Origin of the sequence: Kitasatospora sp. NPDC058115, from assembly GCF_042884635.1 — a bacterium.
In the GTDB taxonomy this organism is placed as follows: Bacteria; Actinomycetota; Actinomycetes; order Streptomycetales; family Streptomycetaceae; genus Kitasatospora.
The window spans coordinates 106,593-125,100 of sequence record NZ_JBHVTL010000018.1; the positions used below are offsets into that span (position 1 = coordinate 106,593).

The 18,508-nt window shown below is 77.1% G+C and carries 1 protein-coding gene; it reads right to left on the minus strand.

The window, feature by feature from the left end; genetic code table 11:
• The coding region (locus ACFVVL_RS20375; protein ID WP_387677096.1) for a type I polyketide synthase at window positions 1-18,484 on the minus strand (18,484 nt) is incomplete at its 3' end.
• Between the last annotated feature and the right edge of the window lie 24 nt (window positions 18,485-18,508).

An 18,508-nucleotide genomic window follows, 5' to 3' on the forward strand; every position in this document is an offset into this window, starting at 1 on the left:
CCCCGGCACCGCCGGAAGCGTCGGTCGAGGCATCGGCCTCAGCGGACACCAGGACGCCCCCGGCACCGCGGGAACCATCCGCCGACGCCCCCGGCGTGCCGGACACCAGGACGCCCCCGGCATCACCCGAGCCATCCGCCGACGCCCCGGACGCACCAGTCACCAGCACACTGCCACCACCGAACGCCCCGGCACCGCCGGAAGCGTCGGTCGAGGCATCGGCCTCAGCGGACACCAGGACGCCCCCGGCACCGCGGGAACCATCCGCCGACGCCCCCGGCGTACCGGTCACCAGGACGCCCCCGGCATCACCCGAGCCATCCGCCGACGCATCGGCCACACGGGCCGCCGGGACGCTCCCGGCGTCGGACGCACCGGGCGACCCGGCATCACCCGAGCCGGCCAGCAGCGCAGCGGACACTCCAGTACCCACAGCGTGACCGGCGCCAGACACCCCAGCGTCGCCGGCACCATCCGCCGACGCCGCCAACACGCCGGTCACCGGGATTGCCCCGGCATCACCCGAGGCATCCGCCGACGCCCCAGGCGCCCCGGACGCACCGGCCGCCGGGACGCTCCCGGCGTCGGACGCACCGGGCGACCCGGCATCACCCGAGCCGGCCAGCGGCGCAGCGGACACTCCAGTACCCACAGCGTGACCGGCGCCGGACGCTCCGGCACCGCCGGAAGCATCTGCCGAGGCCACCGTCAGCCGTGGTGCCAGGATCTGCCCGGCGCGCAGCAGCAGGTGGGGCTCGTCCTCGGGCCAGGCGAGGGCGGGGAGCGCCGGACGGGTGCCGGGCGGGAGGTCGGTGTCGAGCAGCAGGATCCGGCCGGGGTGTTCGGCAGCCGCCGAGCGGATCAGGCCTCCGGCCGCCGCCGCGGCGAGCGCGTCGGCGCTGCCCTCGGCCGCCGCCGGCAGCAGGACGACCAGGCGGGAGGCCTCGTGGCGGCGGTCGGCCAGCCAGGCCCGCAGGGTGCTCAGCGCCCAGCCGGTGGCGTGGGCGACCTGGTCGGGGACGGGGAGGTCCGCCGGACGGGGCGGCAGGGTCAGCCCGACGACCGCCGGTACGGGTTCGGCGAGCTCGGACAGGCTCTCGACCAGGACGGCCGGGTGCGGGTCCGCGGGGAGGGCCAGCCGGCGGGTGCCGGGGACGAGCAGCGGGTCGTTCCGGCGGGCGGCGGCGAAGCGCTCGGCGGGCACCTCCGCGAGTTCGAGGGCGCCGGCGTGCAGCAGCACGGCGCCGTCCGCGTCGTAGAGGGTGACGGCGCCGCGGTGCTCCCCGTCCGGGACGATCCGGGCCCGCAGCGGTCCGGCCGGGACCGCCGCGTACGGGCGGACCTCGCGCCAGGCGACGGGCAGCCGCAGCGTGGTGCGGTCGTCGGACGGCAGGCCCGCGTGCGCCCAGGGGTGCAGGGCGGCGTCCAGGGCGGCGGGCGGCACCACGAAGCGCCGGTCGGCGTCCCGGGCGCCCTCGGCGGGTCCGGCGAGTTCGGCCCACAGGGTGCCGTCGGGGTGCTGCCAGGCGGCGGTCACGGTGCGGAAGGCGCCACCGTAGCCGAGGCCGTGGGCGTCGAGGGCGGCGTACAGTTCCTCGGCGGCGACCGGCCGGGCGCCGGGCGGCGGCCAGCTGCCCAGCGGCGGGGCCGGATCGGCCGGGGCGGGCGCGAGCACGCCTCCGGCGTACCTGGTCCAGGGTTCCTCGTCGGCGGTGTCGGGCCGGGCGTGGATGCGGACGGCCCGCTCCCCGTTGCCGTCCGCCGGGTCCAGCCCGACCTGGAGCCGCAGCGCCGGGCCGTCCGGGAGCAGCAGCGGGGCGTGCAGGTCGAGGGCGGCGACGACCGGCAGGCCGGCGGCGCGGCCCGCGTGCAGCGCGAGGTCGAGCAGGGCGGTCGCGGGCAGCACGGTCGCGCCGGCCACGGTGTGCCCGGCCAGCCAGGGGTGCTCGCGCGGGTCGAGCCGGCCGGTCAGCACCGTCCCGGCGCCGTCGGCGAGTTCGACGGCGGCACCGAGGAACGGGTGACCGGCGGTGGTGAGCCCGGCGGCCCCGAGGTCGCCGGCGACGGCCGGGGCGTCGAGCCAGTGCCGGGTGCGCTGGAAGGGGTAGGTCGGCAGGCCGGGGGCCGACCGGCCGGCGGCGCCCAGGACGGCGGGCCAGTCGACGGCGGCCCCGGCGGCGTGCACGGTGGCGACGGCCCGCAGCAGGGTGTCCGCCTCGTCGCGTTCGCGCCGCAGCACCGCCGCCGTGACGGCCGGCGGGTCCTGCGGGTCCCGCTGGTCGTGCGGGTCCTGCGGCTCACCGGCCAGCACGTCCTCGACCAGGGAGGTGAGCAGGGTGTCGGGGCCGATCTCCAGGTAACGCACGGTGCCGAGGTCCCGCAGGGCCCGCACGCCGTCGGCGAAGCGGACGGTCCCGCGCACCTGGCGCACCCAGAGGTCGGGCCAGTCGGTGTCCGCCGGATCGGCCGGGCGGCCGGTGAGGTCGGAGACGAAGGGGATCGTGGGACGGCCGAAGGCGAGGCCGTCGAGGGCGGCGCGGAAGTCGTCCAGCATCGGGTCCATCAGCGGGGAGTGGAAGGCGTGGCTGACGGTCAGCCGCCGGGCCTTGACCCCCGTGGCGGCGAGCCGGGCGGCGACCGCGAGCACGGCGTCCTCCGCTCCGGAGACGACCGTGGCCCGCGGGCCGTTGACGGCGGCCACCGAGGCCCGGTCGGTGTAGCCGTCGAGGGCGGCGAGCACGTCCGGCTCGGCGGCCCGGAAGGAGAGCATGATCCCCTCGGCGGGCAGCGCGTCCATCAGCCGGCTGCGTGCGGCCACCAGGGCGACGGCGTCGTCCAGGGTGAGCACGCCCGCGGTGTGGGCGGCGGCGACGGCGCCGATCGAGTGTCCGAGGACGGCGTCCGGCCGCACGCCCCAGTGGTCGAGCAGCCGCACGAGGGCGAACTCCACGGCGAACAGGGCGGGCTGGGTGTAGCCGGTGCGGTCCAGCAGGCCGGTCTCCTCGAAGAGGACCTCCCGCAACGGCCGCTCCAGGTGGGGCGCGAAGGCCTCGCAGACCTCGTCGAGGGCGGCCGCGAACCGCGGGTACCTCCCGTACAGTTCCCGGGCCATGCCGACGCGCTGGCTGCCCTGGCCGGTGAAGACGAAGGCGGTCCGGCCGCTCCGGGCGGTGCCGCGCAGCAGCTCCGGGGAGTCCGCTCCGGCGGCCAGTGCCCGCAGCCCGTCGGCCAGTTCGGCCGGCGAGGAGCCGAGCACCACCGCGCGCTGCTCGAAGGCCGACCGGGTGACGGCCAGCGCGGCTCCGGCTTCGGCCAGTTGGTCCCCGGGCAGCTCGGCGGCGAGGGCGAGCAGCCGTTGTGCCTGGTCCCGCAGCGCGGGCCCGGTGCGCGCCGACACCGGCCAGGCCACCGGCCCGGCCGCGTCCGGCCGCGCCGCGACCTCGGGTGCGTCGGGCGTGGAGGGTGCGTCGGGCGCCGAGGGCGCCCCGGACGTCGCGGACGTCGCGGGCGCGTCCGCCGGCGGCGCCTGTTCGAGGATCACATGGGCGTTGGTGCCGCTGATCCCGAACGAGGACACCCCGGCCCGGCGCGGCCGGCCGGCCTGCGGCCACTCCTGCGGCTCGGCCAGCAGCTCCACCGCCCCGGCCGTCCAGTCCACGTGCGGCGAGGGCGCGTCCAGGTGCAGGGTCGCGGGCAGCCGGCCCCGCCGGATGGCCTCGACCATCTTGATCACGCCCGCCACCCCGGCCGCCGCCTGGGTGTGGCCGATGTTCGACTTGATCGAGCCGAGCCACAGCGGCCGTCCCTCCGGCCGGCCCTGCCCGTACGTGGCCAGCAGGGCCTGCGCCTCGATCGGGTCGCCGAGGCGGGTGCCCGTCCCGTGCGCCTCGACCGCGTCCACGCCGTCCGCCTTGAGGCCGGCGGAGGCCAGTGCGGCCCGGATGACCCGCTGCTGGGCGGGCCCGTTCGGTGCCGTCAGCCCGTTCGACGCACCGTCCTGGTTGACGGCCGTGCCGCGCAGCAGGGCCAGCACGGGGTGCCCGTTGCGCCGCGCGTCGGAGAGGCGTTCCAGGACGAGCACGCCCGCGCCCTCGGCCCAGCCGGTGCCGTCGGCGCCGGCCGCGAAGGGCTTGCAGCGCCCGTCGGGGGCCAGCCCGCGCTGGCGGCTGAACTCCACGAAGGTGGCGGGGGTGGCCATCACGGTGACGCCGCCGGCCAGAGCGAGGGTCGCCTCACCGCTGCGCAGGGCCTGGGCGGCCAGGTGCAGCGCGACCAGCGAGGAGGAGCACGCCGTGTCCACCGTGACCGCCGGACCCTCCAGCCCGAGCGCGTAGGAGACCCGCCCGGAGGCGACGCTGCCGGCGCTGCCGCTGACCAGGTAGCCCTCGTAGCCGTCGGGCGCCTCGGGGGCCTGGCTGAGGCGGGAGCCGTAGTCGTCGTACATCACGCCGACGAAGACGCCGGTCCGGCTGCCGCGCAGCGTCCCCGGGTCGATGCCGGCCCGCTCGACGGCCTCCCAGGCGGTCTCCAGCAGGATCCGCTGCTGCGGGTCGGTGGCCAGCGCCTCGCGCGGGCTCATGCCGAAGAACGCGGGGTCGAAGTCGGCGGCGTCGTAGAGGAATCCGCCCTCGCGGGCGGCGGAGGTGCCGGGCCGCTCCGGGTCGGGGTGGAAGAGCCGGTCCAGGCGCCAGCCGCGGTCCTCGGGGAACGGGCCGACGGCGTCGACGCCGTCGGCGACCAGCTGCCACAGCTCCTCGGCGGAGCTCACCCCGCCGGGGTAGCGGCAGCCGATGCCGACGATCGCGACCGGGTCGTCGGTCACCGGGACCGGCGGATCGAGCGGCCGGTCCTCACCGGTGCCCGGCCGCGAGGGCAGCAGGGTGTCGCCCAGGTGGGCGGCCAGGGCCGCCGGGCTCGGGTGGTCGAAGACCAGGGTGCTGGGCAGCGTCAGGCCGGTCGTCGCGTTGAGCCGGTTGCGCAGGTCGACGGCGGCCAGCGAGTCGAAGCCCTGCTCGGTGAAGGAGCGGTCCTCCTCGACGGCCTGCGGCCCGCTGTGCCCGAGCACCGCGGCGGTGGCGCCGCGGACCAGTTCGCGCAGCAGCGCCCCGCGCTCGGCCTCCGGCAGGGCGGCGAGCCGGTCCGCGAGCGGCGTCGTGCCGGGCCCCGCCGCCGGGGCGGCGTGCGCCGTGCGACGCGGGGCCGGGCCGGCCTGCGCGCGCAGTGGCGCGGGCAGCGGCGCCCCGGTGGCGGCGGGCGTCGCGAGGTCCAGCCGGACCGGGGCGAGCAGCGCCCGCGCCGTCCCGAGCGCGTCGTCGAGCAGGGCGAGCGCCTCGGCCGGGGGCAGCGGGGCGATGCCGGTCCGGGCCAGCCGCGCGAGGTCGGCGGCGGAGAGCCGGCTGCCCATGCCGTCGCCGTCCCACAGGCCCCAGGCCAACGACAGTCCGGGCAGGCCGAGTTCGCGCCGGTGGGCGGCGAGCGCGTCCAGGAAGGAGTTCGCGGCCGCGTACGGGCCCTGGCCCGCGGTGCCGAGCAGACCGGCGACCGAGGAGAACAGCACGAAGGCCCGCAGCGGCAGTTCGGCGGTCGCCCGGTGCAGCGCCCAGGCGCCGTCGGCCTTGGGCCGCAGCACGGCGGCGACCCGTTCGGGGGTGAGCCCCTCGGTCACGCCGTCGTCGACCACGCCGGCCGCGTGCAGCACGGCGGTGACCGGCAGCCCGGCGGGCGCCTGGGCCAGCGCCTCCCGCACGGCCCGGGGGTCGGCGACATCGGCGGCGACGGTCGCCACGGCGGTCCCGGCCGCCGTCAACTCCTCGACCAGGCCGGGTTCGACGGTGCCCCGGCGGCTGAGCAGGAGCAGTCCCCGGACTCCGTGGGCGTGCACCAGATGGCGGGCGACCAGGGCGCCGAGCGCCCCCGAGGCGCCGGTCAGCAGAACAGTGCCGTCGCCGAAGTCCGGGCGACTGTCCGGGAGTTCGGCGCGGGTCAGCCTCGGCCGCAGGATCGCATCATGACGCAGCGTCAGCTCTGCTTCCTGGTCGAACTGCAGGGCGTCCGCCGTGACCCGATCGCCCGGACCGGCGTCCAGCAGGGCCACCCGGCCCGGGTGTTCGGCGGCGGCGGAGCGGAAGAGTCCGCGGACGGCCGCCGCAGCGAGGTCCTGGACCGGGTCGTCGTCGCCGGTGGTGACGGCGCCCCGGGTGAGCAGCACCAGCCGGGAGGTGCTGAAGCGCGGGTCGGCCAGCCACTCCTGGAGCACCGGCAGCAGTTGCCGGACGGCCGCGCGGGCGGCCTCCGCCGGGTCGGCGGCACCGTCCGTGGCCCCCGGACCGTCCGGGGTCGCGTACGGGAGCAGGACGAGCGGCGGCACCGGCTCCGGGATCCCGTCCAGCGCGGTCACGGCACCGACGGGCGGCAGCAGGTCCGGCTCCGGGCGCTGCCCGTCGAGGACGAGCACCGCGGCCTCCCCCGCACCGGCGGGAGTGGGGGGCCCGGCCGGCGCCGGCTCCCAGGCGAGCGCGTACAGCGAGCGCTCGGCGGTGCTCCGCAGGGCGCGGGCCAGCGCCTCCGGGGCGACCGGGCGCAGATCCAGCCGGGCGACGTCGGCCAGCGGCTCACCGCGGCCGTCGGCGAGCGTGAGCCGGTAGCCGCCGTCGACGGGCCGCAGCGCCACCCGGGCGGCGACCGCGCCCACGGCGTGCACGGCGACGCCGTTCCAGGCGAAGGGCAGCAGCAGGCCGGGCCCCGCGTCCGTCGGGTGTCCGTGCCCGGCGAGCAGGTGGAGGGCGGCGTCCAGCAGGGCCGGGTGCAGCCCGTACGCCCCGGCGTCGGCGGCGGGGCCCTCGGGCAGCTCGACCTCGGCCCAGAGCGTGCCGTCCGTGGCGCGCCAGGCGGCGCGCAGGCCCTGGAAGGCGGGGCCGTAGCGGTAGCCCTCGGCGGCGAGTCGCGGGTACAGCGCGGCCACGTCCAGCGGCTCGGCGCCGGCCGGGGGCCAGGCCCGCAGGGAGTCCGGCGCGGCGGCGGTCGGTTCGGTCGCTCCGGCCGCTCCGGCGGCTTCGGCGGCTTCGGCGGCTTCGGCGGCTTCGGCGGCTTCGGCGGCTTCGGCGGCGAGCGTTCCGGTGGCGTGCCGGGTCCAGGGCCCTTCCCCGTCCCCGGCCGGCCGGGCGTGCACGGCCAGCGCCCGCCGGCCGTCCGCGTCCGCCGGCCCCACGGAGAGCTGGAGCTGCACGGCCGCGTCGGCGGCGAGCGGCAGCGGGGACTCCAGGGTCAGCTCGGCCAGGTACGGGGTTCCGGCGCGCTCCCCCGCCCGGAGCGCCAGTTCGACCAGCGCGGCGCCGGGCAGCAGCGGGGTGCCGAGGATCTCGTGGTCGGCGAGCCAGGGCAGGGCGGCCGGGGAGAGCCGGCCGGTCAGCACCAGGCCGTCGCTGCCGGGCAGCCGCAGTTCGGCGCCGAGCAGCGGATGGTCGGCGCGGTCCAGGCCCACCTCGCGCGGGTCGGCCGGGGTGGGATCGGCGTCGAGCCAGAAGCGCCGGTGTTCGAAGGGGTAGGTGGGCAGTTGGGGGGCGTCAGCGATGCTGCCGCTCACCCCGGTCAGGGCCGGCCAGTCGACGGCGGTCCCGGTGACGGCCAGCCGGGCGAGGGCGGTCGCCAGGGCCGGTGCCTCGGGGCGGTCCCGGCGCAGGGCGGCCGCGGCCGCGGTGGGCGCGTCCGCACCGAGGGCGGCCTCGACCAGCGGGGTGAGGACGGCGTCGGGTCCGAGTTCGAGGTAGCGGGTGACACCCTGCTCGTGGAGGGTGCGGACCACGTCGTGGAAGCGCACGGCCGAACGGATGTGCCGCGCCCAGTACCCCGGATCGGCCAACTCCTCCGCCGTGGCGAGCTTTCCCGTCAGATCGGAGACCACCGGCAGCAACGGCTCGGTGAACACCACCCCGGCCACGGCCCGCTCGAACTGCTCCAACACCCCTTCCATGTGCGGCGAATGGAACGCATGACTGACCGTCAGACGCCGGACCCGGCGGCCACGCCCGCGCCACGCCTCCGCCAGCTCCGCCACCACCTCCTCGTCACCCGACAGCACCACCGCACGAGGACCGTTGACCGCCGCCAGCGACACCCGGCCCACATGCTCCGCCAGCTCCGCCAGCACCTCCTCCTCACCGGCCTCCACCGCCACCATCGCCCCACCGGAACGCGCCGACTCCATCAACCGGCCCCGCGCCGCCACCAGCGCCACCGCGTCCTCCAGCGAGAACGCCCCCGCCACGAACGCCGCCACCACACCACCGATCGAATGCCCGGCCACCACATCGGCCGTCACCCCCGCCGACACCACCAACCGGTACAACGCCACCTCCACCGCGAACAACGCCGGCTGGGTGAACGCCGTACGATCCAGCACCTCACCACCCTCGAACACCACCTCCCGCAACGAACGCTCCACATACGGACCGAACGCCTCGCACACCTCGTCGAACGCCCCCCGGAACACCGGGAACGCCTCGTACAACCCCCGCCCCATCCCCGACCACTGACTCCCCTGCCCCGTGAACACGAACGCCGTCCGGCCACCGGCCGCGACCCGGCCCCGCGACAGCGTCGGGCTCTCCGCGCCGGAGGCCAACGCGGCGAGACCGTCCAGCAGGTCGGAACGTCCGGAGCCGACCAGTACGGCCCGGTGGTCCAGTGCGCCACGCGTCCGGGCCAGCGCGAATCCGAGGCGGGCCGGGTCGAGCTCCGGCCGGTCCTGGGCGAAGGCGAGCAGCCGTGCGGCCTGCGCACCCAACGCCGCCGCACTGCGCGCCGACACCGGCCACGCCACCACCGGCGCCGTCACCACCTCCGGCTCCACCGGGGCGGGCGCCTGCTCCAGAATCACATGCGCATTCGTCCCACTGATCCCGAACGACGACACACCCGCCCGACGCGCACGCCCCACCTCCGGCCACTCCCGCGCCCCCACCAACAACTCCACCCCACCCGAGGACCAGTCCACCAACGGCGACCGCTCCTCCGCATACAACGAACCCGGCAACACCCCCTCCGCCAGAGCCCGCACCATCTTGATCACACCACCCACACCCGCAGCAGCCTGCGCATGCCCGATGTTCGACTTCAACGACCCCAACCACAACGGCCGATCCACCGAACGACCCTGACCGTACGTCGCCAGCAACGCCTGCGCCTCGATCGGATCACCCAACCGCGTCCCCGTCCCGTGCGCCTCCACCACATCCACATCCCCCGCACCCAACCCCGCCGACGCCAACGCCGCCCGGATCACCCGCTCCTGCGAAGGACCGTTCGGCGCCGTCAAACCGTTCGACGCACCGTCCTGATTGACCGCCGACCCCCGCACCACCGCCAGCACCCGATGCCCCAGCCGCCGAGCGTCCGACAACCGCTCCAGCACCAGCACACCGACACCCTCACTCCACCCCGTCCCGTCCGCACCCGCCGCGAACGACCTGCACCGCCCGTCCGCCGACAACCCCCGCTGCCGACTGAACTCCACGAAGGTGTCCGGCCGGGCCATCACGGTGACGCCGCCGGCCAGGGCGAGGGTCGCCTCACCGCTGCGCAGGGCCTGGGCGGCCAGGTGCAGCGCGACCAGCGAGGAGGAGCAGGCCGTGTCCACGGTGACCGCCGGGCCCTCCAGACCGAAGGTGTAGGCGATCCGGCCGGAGATCACGCTGGAGGTGTTGCCGGTCAGCAGGTACCCCTCGTAGCCCTCGGGGGCGCGCTGCAGCCGGGAGCCGTAGTCGTTGTACATCACCCCGGCGAAGACGCCGGTGCGGCTGCCGCGCAGCCCCGCCGGATCGATCCCCGCCGACTCCAACGCCTCCCACGACGACTCCAGCAGCAACCGCTGCTGCGGATCCATCGCCGCCGCCTCACGCGGCGAGATCCCGAAGAACTCCGCATCGAAATCGGCAGCCCGGTGCAGGAACCCGCCCTCCCGCGCGTACGACGTCCCCGGATGATCCGGATCCGGGTGGTACAACCCCTCCAGATCCCACCCACGATCCGACGGGAACGGCGAAATCGCATCCCGCCCCTCCACCACCAACCGCCACAACTCCTCCGGCGACCCCACCCCACCCGGATACCGGCACGCCATCCCCACGATCGCCACCGGCTCATCCACCGCCACCACCCGCCCCACGGACGCCTGCCCGGTCGCGGACCCGGCGCCGTCCAGGCCGGCGAGCAGGCGCCGGGCGAGCGCGGCCGGGGACGGCTGGTCGAAGACGACGGTGGTGGGCAGGCGCAGGCCGGTCGCGGTGTTGAGCCGGTTGCGCAGTTCCACGGCGGTCAGTGAGTCCAGCCCGAGGTCCTTGAAGGACCGCTCCGCGTCGACGGTGTCCGCGCCGCTGTGGCCGAGCACGGCGGCCACCGCGCCGCGCACCAACTCCTCGGCGGTCCGAGCGCGTTCGGCCTCGGGCAGGGCGGCGGTGCGCTCGGCCCAGCCGGTGCCGGCCGCAGCGCCCGCGGTACGGGCCGCGGCGCGGCGGGCGGGTGCGCGGACCAGGCCGCGCAGCGGGGCCGGCAGCGGACCGTCGGCGGCGCGGGCCCGCAGGGCGGCCGGGTCGATCCGGGCGGCCACCAGCAGCGGGGCGGGGTCGGCGAGCGCCGCGTCGAGCAGGTCCAGGGCGGCCGGGGTCTCCAGCGGCGGCAGACCGCTGCGGCCCCAGCGGCGCAGCACCTCGGGGTCCAGCGCACCGGCCATGCCGTCCTGGTCGGCCCAGAGCGACCAGGCCAGCGAGAGGGCGGGCAGGCCGGCCGCCCGGCGGTGCTGGGCGAGTGCGTCCAGGAAGGTGTTGGCGGCCGCGTAGCCGCCCTGGCCGGCGGTGCCGGTGACACCGGAGACGGAGGAGAAGAGCACGAAGGCCGCCAGGTCGAGGCCGGCGGTGAGCTCGTGCAGGTGCCAGGCCGCGTCCGCCTTGGGGCGCAGCACCCGGGTGATCCGGTCGCCGTCGAGTCCGGCGAGGGTGGCGTCGTCCACGATTCCGGCGAGGTGGAAGACGGCGCTCAGCGGCCGGTCGGCGGGCAGCTCGGCGAGCAGTCCGGCCAGCGCGGCCCGGTCGCCGGTGTCGGCCGCGCCGAAGGCCACCTCGGCGCCCTGCTCGGCCAGTTCGCGGGCCAGTTCGGCCGCGCCGGGGGCGGCCGGCCCGCTGCGGCTGACCAGCAGCAGCCGCCGGACGCCGTGCCGGGCGACCAGGTGGCGGGCGAGCAGGGTGCCGAGCCCGCCGGTGCCGCCGGTGATCAGGACGGTGCCCCGGCCGAGGTCCGGTGCGGCGCCGTCCGCGGCACGCAGCGGCGCGGGCTGGAGCAGGGGCTGGAGCACCGCGTCGGCGCGCAGGGCGAGTTGGGGCAGGCCGGTGGCGAGTGCGGCCGGGAGCGCGGCGGCGGAGGCCGGGTCGTCGTCCAGGTCGGCGAGCTGGAAGCGGTCGGGCTGCTCGCTCTGGGCGCTGCGCAGCAGGCCCCAGACGGCGGCGGCGGCCGGGTCGGGCGCGGCGTCGTCGGCCGTGGCGGTGACGGCGCGGCGGGTCACGACGGCGAGCCGGGTGTCGGCCAGCCGTTCGTCGTCGAGCCAGTGCCGGGCGAGTCGCAGCGCCTCGCGGGTGAGCTCGTGGGCCGCTCCGGGCAGGCCGGTGCCGGACAGCGGCAGGACGGCGAGCACGGTGTCGGGCGCGGGCTGCCCCACGTCGAGCGCGGCGCGCAGCGCCTCCAGGTCCGGGACGGCCGGCAGCTCGGGCAGGCCCTGCGGCGGGGGGCCGAGCAGCAGGGTCCGGCCGGGGGCGGGGTCGCCTCCGGCGGGCACCGGCCGCCAGTCGAGGTGGTGCAGGGCCGCGCGCGCGTCGGCCGGGGCGGGCCGGGCGGCGGGCGCCGCCGTGCGCAGGGCGAGCGTTCCGACGGACAGCACGGGACGGCCCTCGGCGTCGAAGGCCTCCAGCGCGGTGCCCTCGGCGGCCGGGGTCCAGCGGACCCGCAGCAGGTCCGCGCCCTCGGCGTGCAGCCGGACGGCGCCGAAGGAGAACGGCAGCGGAAGGCCCTCCGCCCCGCTCTCGGCTTCGGTGGTCCGGGCGTCGACCAGCGGGTGCAGTGCGGCGTCCAGCAGCGCGGGGTGGATGCCGAACTCGGCGGCGTCACCGGCCTGTCCGTCGCCCAGCGCGAGTTCGGCGAACAGCTCCGGGCCGCGCCGCCAGGCCGCGCGCACGCCCTGGAAGGCGGTGCCGTACGCGTAGCCCCGGGCGAGCAGCCGGTCGTACAGCGCGTCCACGTCCAGTGGTTCGGCGTCGGCCGGGGGCCAGGCGACGGTCCCGGCGCCGGCGGCCGGGGCGGTCTCGGTGAGCAGGCCCTCGGCGTGCCTGGTCCAGCCCTCGGTGTCCTCCTGGCCGGGGCGCCCGGGGCGGGCGTGGATCGCCAGGGTCCGGCGGCCGTGCCCGTCCGGGGGGCCGACGGCGATCTGGAGCTGGACGGCGCCCTCGGCGGTCAGCGGCAGCGGTGCGTGCAGCGTCAGTTCCTCGACGCCGTCGGCGCCGACGCGTCCGGCGGCGGCGAGGGCGAGCTCCAGGAAGGCGGTGCCGGGCAGCAGCGGGGTGCCCAGGATGTCGTGGTCGGCGAGCCAGGGCAGGGCGGCCAGCGAGAGCCGGCCGGTGAGCAGCAGTCCGCCGTCCTCGGCGAGTCCGACAGCGGCCGCGAGCAGCGGGTGCCCGGCCTCGGCCAGCCCGAGGGCGGCGGCGTCGGCGGCCGGCCGGGGCGCCGACCAGTAGGCGGTGTGCTGGAAGGCGTAGGTGGGCAGGTCCAGCCGGACCGCCGGGCCGGGCAGCAGCGGGCGCAGCGCCTCGCCGGGGGCGCCGGCGGTGTGCAGCCGGGCGAGCGCGGTGGCCAGGGTGCGGACCTCCGGCTGGTTCCGGCGGGCGAGCGGTACGACGGCGGGGCCGGCGTCCTCGTCCAGTGCCTCCCGGACGAGCGGGGTGAGGACGGCGTCGGGTCCGAGTTCGAGGTAGCGGGTGACACCCTGCTCGTGGAGGGTGCGGACCACGTCGTGGAAGCGCACGGCCGAACGGATGTGCCGCGCCCAGTACCCCGGATCGGCCAACTCCTCCGCCGTGGCGAGCTTTCCGGTCAGATCGGAGACCACCGGCAGCAAAGGCTCGGTGAACACCACCCCGGCCACGGCCCGCTCGAACTGCTCCAACACCCCTTCCATGTGCGGCGAATGGAACGCGTGACTGACCGTCAGGCGCCGGACGCGGCGGCCACGCCCGCGCCACGCCTCCGCCAGCTCCGCCACCACCTCCTCGTCACCCGACAGCACCACCGCACGAGGACCGTTGACCGCCGCCAGCGACACCCGGCCCACATGCTCCGCCAGCTCCGCCAGCACCTCCTCCTCACCGGCCTCCACCGCCACCATCGCCCCACCGGAGCGCGCCGACCCCATCAGCCGGCCGCGCGCCGCCACCAGCGCCACCGCGTCCTCCAGCGAGAACGCCCCCGCCACGAACGCCGCCACCACACTACCGATCGAATGCCCGGCCACCACATCGGCCGTCACCCCCGCCGACACCACCAACCGGTACAACGCCACCTCCACCGCGAACAACGCCGGCTGGGTGAACGCCGTACGATCCAGCACCTCACCACCCTCGAACACCACCTCCCGCAACGAACGCTCCAGATACGGACCGAACGCCTCGCACACCTCGTCGAACGCCCCCCGGAACACCGGGAACGCCTCGTACAACCCCCGCCCCATCCCCGACCACTGACTCCCCTGCCCCGTGAACACGAACGCCGTCCGGCCCTCCTGGGCGGAGCCGGTCAGCAGACCGGGGGCGTCCTCGCCGGCGGCCAACGCCCGCAGGCCGTCGAGCAGTTCGGCACGTTCCGAGCCCAGGACGACCGCCCGCTGCTCGAAGGCGGAGCGGGTGGTGAGCAGGGCCCGGCCCAGCACGCCCGCGTCCAGGTCGGGGTGCTCCTCGGCGAAGGCGAGCAGCCGTGCGGCCTGCGCACCCAACGCCGCCGCACTGCGCGCCGACACCGGCCACGCCACCACCGGCGCCGTCACCACCTCCGGCTCCACCGGGGCGGGCGCCTGCTCCAGAATCACATGCGCATTCGTCCCACTGATCCCGAACGACGACACACCCGCCCGACGCGCACGCCCCACCTCCGGCCACTCCCGCGCCCCCACCAACAACTCCACCCCACCCGAGGACCAGTCCACCAACGGCGACCGCTCCTCCGCATACAAAGACCCCGGCAACACCCCCTCCGCCAGAGCCCGCACCATCTTGATCACACCACCCACACCCGCAGCAGCCTGCGCATGCCCAATGTTCGACTTCAACGACCCCAACCACAACGGCCGATCAGCAGCCCGCCCCTGACCGTACGTCGCCAGCAACGCCTGCGCCTCGATCGGATCACCCAACCGCGTCCCCGTCCCGTGCGCCTCCACCACATCCACATCCCCCGCACCCAACCCCGCCGACGCCAACGCCGCCCGGATCACCCGCTCCTGCGAAGGACCGTTCGGCGCCGTCAAACCGTTCGACGCACCGTCCTGATTGACCGCCGACCCCCGCACCACCGCCAGCACCCGATGCCCCAGCCGCCGAGCGTCCGACAACCGCTCCAGCACCAGCACACCGACACCCTCACTCCACCCCGTCCCGTCCGCACCCGCCGCGAACGACCTGCACCGCCCGTCCGCCGACAACCCCCGCTGCCGACTGAACTCCACGAACATGCCGGGGCTCGCCATGACCGTCACGCCGCCGGCCATCGCCAGGTCGCAGTCCCCGCCGCGCAGCGCGGCGGCCGCCTGGTGGAGCGCGACCAGCGAGGAGGAGCACGCCGTGTCCACCGTCACCGCCGGACCCTCCAGACCGAAGGTGTAGGCCACCCGCCCGGAGATCACGCTGGTCGTGCTGCCGGTGAGCACGAAGCCGTCCGAACCGTCGCCCCCCTCGGAGAGCCGGGGGCCGTACTCCATGGCGGTCGCTCCGACGTAGACGCCGGTGCGGCTGCCGCGCAGCCCCGCCGGATCGATCCCCGCCGACTCCAACGCCTCCCACGACGACTCCAGCACCAGCCGCTGCTGCGGATCCATCGCCGCCGCCTCACGCGGCGAGATCCCGAAGAACTCCGCATCGAAGCCGGCGGCACCGTGCAGGAACCCGCCCTCCCGCGCGTACGACGTCCCCGGATGATCCGGATCCGGGTGGTACAACCCCTCCAGATCCCACCCACGATCCGACGGGAACGGCGAAATCGCATCCCGCCCCTCCACCACCAACCGCCACAACTCCTCCGGCGACCCCACCCCACCCGGATACCGGCACGCCATCCCCACGATCGCCACCGGCTCATCCACCGCCACCACCCGCCCCACGGACGGGTCGCGGTCCTCACCGCGCAGGTGCTCGGCCAGGGCCTGCGGGGTCGGGTGGTCGTAGACGGCGGACGCGGGCAGGTCGAGGCCGGTGGCGGCGGCCAGGCGGTCGCGCAGTTCGACGGCGCCCAGCGAGTCCAGGCCGAGGTCCTTGAAGGTCCGCCGGCTGTCCAGGCCGTGCGGGGTCGGGTGACCGAGCACCACGGCGGCCTGGGCCCGGACGAGTTCCAGCAGATCGCGGTCCCGGCGCCGCCGCTCGGGCGCACCGGCGGTGACGGCGGGCTCGACGACGGCGGGCTCGGCGAGGACGGGCCCGGCGACCGGCTCCGGCTCCTCGGCGACGGCGTCCGGACCCGCCAGCCAGTACCGCTCCCGCTGGAAGGCGTACGTCGGCAGCGCGACCGCCCGGGCCGCCGCCGGACCGGTCGTGCCCGGCCCGAAGCAGCCGGACCAGTCCACCTCACCGCCCCGCACGTGCAGCAGCCCGACCGCGCCGAGCAGGCTCGCCGCCTCCGGCCGTCCCCGGCGCAGCAGCGCCGCTCCGGCGACCTCGCCGCCCAGGCCGTCGGCCGCCGCCGTGTCCCGCACGAGCGCGGTGAGCACCGCGTCCGGGCCGAGTTCGAGGTGGGTCCGCACGCCGAGGCCGTGCAGGGCGCGCACCCCGTCGGCGAAGCGGACGGCCTCACGGGCGTGGCGCACCCAGTGCTCGGGGTCGGCCAGGGTGTCCGCCTCGACCGGCCGCCCGGTGAGGGTGGAGACCAGCGGTGTCCGGGGCCGTGCGTAGGACAGGCCGGCGGCGACCTCACGGAAGCGGTCCAGGGCCGGTGCCATCAGCGGCGAGTGGAAGGCGTGGCCGACCCGCAGCCGGCGGGTGCGCCGGCCGAGGTCGGCGAGTTCCCCGGCGACGGCCAGCACGGCCGGTTCGGTGCCGGAGAGCACGACGGCGCGCGGGCCGTTGACGGCGGCGATGCCCACCTCCGCCTCCCGGCCGGACAGCCGGGCGAGCACCTCGGCCTCGTCGGCCTCCACCGCCACCATCGCGCCGCCCGCGGGCAGTTCGCCCATCAGCCGGCCCCGCGCGGTGATCAGCGCGGCGGCGTCGGCCAGGGTCAGCACCCCGGCGGCGTGCGCGGCGGCGATCTCGCCGATGGAGTGCCCGGCCACGGCGTCGGGGACCACGCCCCAGGACCGCAGCAGGGCGTGCAGCGCGGTGCCGAGGGCGAACAGCGCGGGCTGGGTGTACTCGGTGCGGTCCAGCAGCCCGGCCTCGGCGCTGCCCGGCTCGGCGAACAGCAGCCCGCCGAGCGGACGGTCGAGGTGCTGGTCCAGGGCGGCCAGGGTCTCGTCCAGGGCGGCCGCGAACACCGGGAAACGGGCGTGGAGTTCACGGCCGGCACCGGGCCGCTGGCTGCCCTGGCCGGGGAACAGGAAGGCGGTGCCGCCCGCCGTGCCGGTGGTACCGGTGACCACGCCGGACGCCTCCGCGCCGTCGGCGAGCGCCTCCAGCGCGGCGGCCAGCCCCGCGCGGTCCTCGGCCACCACGACGGCACGGTCCTCGAAGGCGGTCCGGGCGGTGGCGAGCGGACCCGCGAGCGCGGCCGGACCGAGCGCGGGCCGGGCCTCCAGGTGCGCGCGCAGGGCGGCGGCCTGTCCGCGCAGCGCCTGGCCACCCCGGCCGGACAGCAGCACGGGGGCGGGCAGCGGCACGGGGGCGGGCAGCGGAGCCTCGTCCGCCGTGGGCACGGGCACCGGCGGGGCGTCCCTCAGCACCACGTGGACGTCGGTCCCGCCCATGCCGAAAGAGCTCACCCCGGCCAGCCGGGCCCGCGCGGCGGCACCGGGCCACGGGGTGCGCCCGGTGGCGACCCGCAGCCGCAGGGCCGTCAGGTCGACGGCGGGGTTGGGGGTGCGGTGGTGCAGGGTCGGCGGCAGCTCGCCGTGGTGCAGCGCGAGCACCGTCTTCAGCAGGCCGACCAGGCCGGCCGCCCCTTCCAGGTGGCCCACGTTGCTCTTGGCCGAGCCCACCAGCAGCGGGTCGTCCTCGGCCCGGCCGGCACCCAGCACCCGGCCCAGGGCAGCGGCCTCCACCGGGTCGCCGACCGCCGTCCCGGTACCGTGCAGTTCGACGTAGTGGACGGCCGCCGGGTCCACCCCGGCCTGCCGGTAGGCGGCCGCCAGCACCTCGGCCTGGCCGTCGACGCCCGGGACGGTCAGGCCCTCGGTGGCGCCGTCGTTGCCGGTGGCGCTCCCGAGCAGCACCCCGTACACCGGGTCGCCGTCCGCCAGCGCCCGGGCCAGCGGCTTCAGCAGCACGGCGACGCCGCCCTCGCCGCGCGCGTACCCGTCGGCGGCCGCATCGAGCGGGCGGCTGCGCCCGTGCGGGGACAGGCCGCCGAAGCGGGCCGCGCCGAGCGTGCTGTCCGGTGCGGCGATCAGGTTGACCCCGAGGGCCAGGGCGAGCTCGGACTCGCCGCTGCGCAGGCTCTCGCAGGCGAGGTGGACGGCGACCAGGGAGGAGGACTGCGCGGTGTCGACGGTCAGGCTCGGGCCGCGCAGGCCCAGCTGGTAGGAGAGCCGGTTGGCGATCATGCCCCGGTTGAGGCCGGTCAGGGTGTGCCGGTCCACCGCGTCCGGGCCGCGCCGGTGCACCAGCGCCGCGTAGTCGTCCAGGAACGCGCCGACGAACACACCGGTCCGGCTGTCGCGCAGCCGCGCGGGCAGCCGCCCGGCGTCCTCCAGCACCTCCCAGCCCAGCTCCAGCACCAGCCGCTGCTGCGGGTCCATCGCGGCGGCCTCGCGCGGGGAGATCCCGAAGAAGGCCGCGTCGAAGGTGTCGATCCGCTCCAGGAAGGCGCCCGCGCGCGGCACGCCCGGGGTGTCCGACGGCCACCGGTCGGCGGGTGGCTCGCCGACGGCGTCCCGGCCCTCGCGCAGCAGGTCCCAGAACGCCCCCGGGTCGGGCGCGCCGGGCAGGCGGCAGGCCAGGCCGACCACGGCGACGGCACCGGGCGGTACCTCGGGAGCGGTGGCGGCGGCGGTGGTGGCGGGGACGGTCGCGGAGGTCTCGGGCTTGGCGGTCATCGCGGGCTGCGTGCTCCTCGTCGA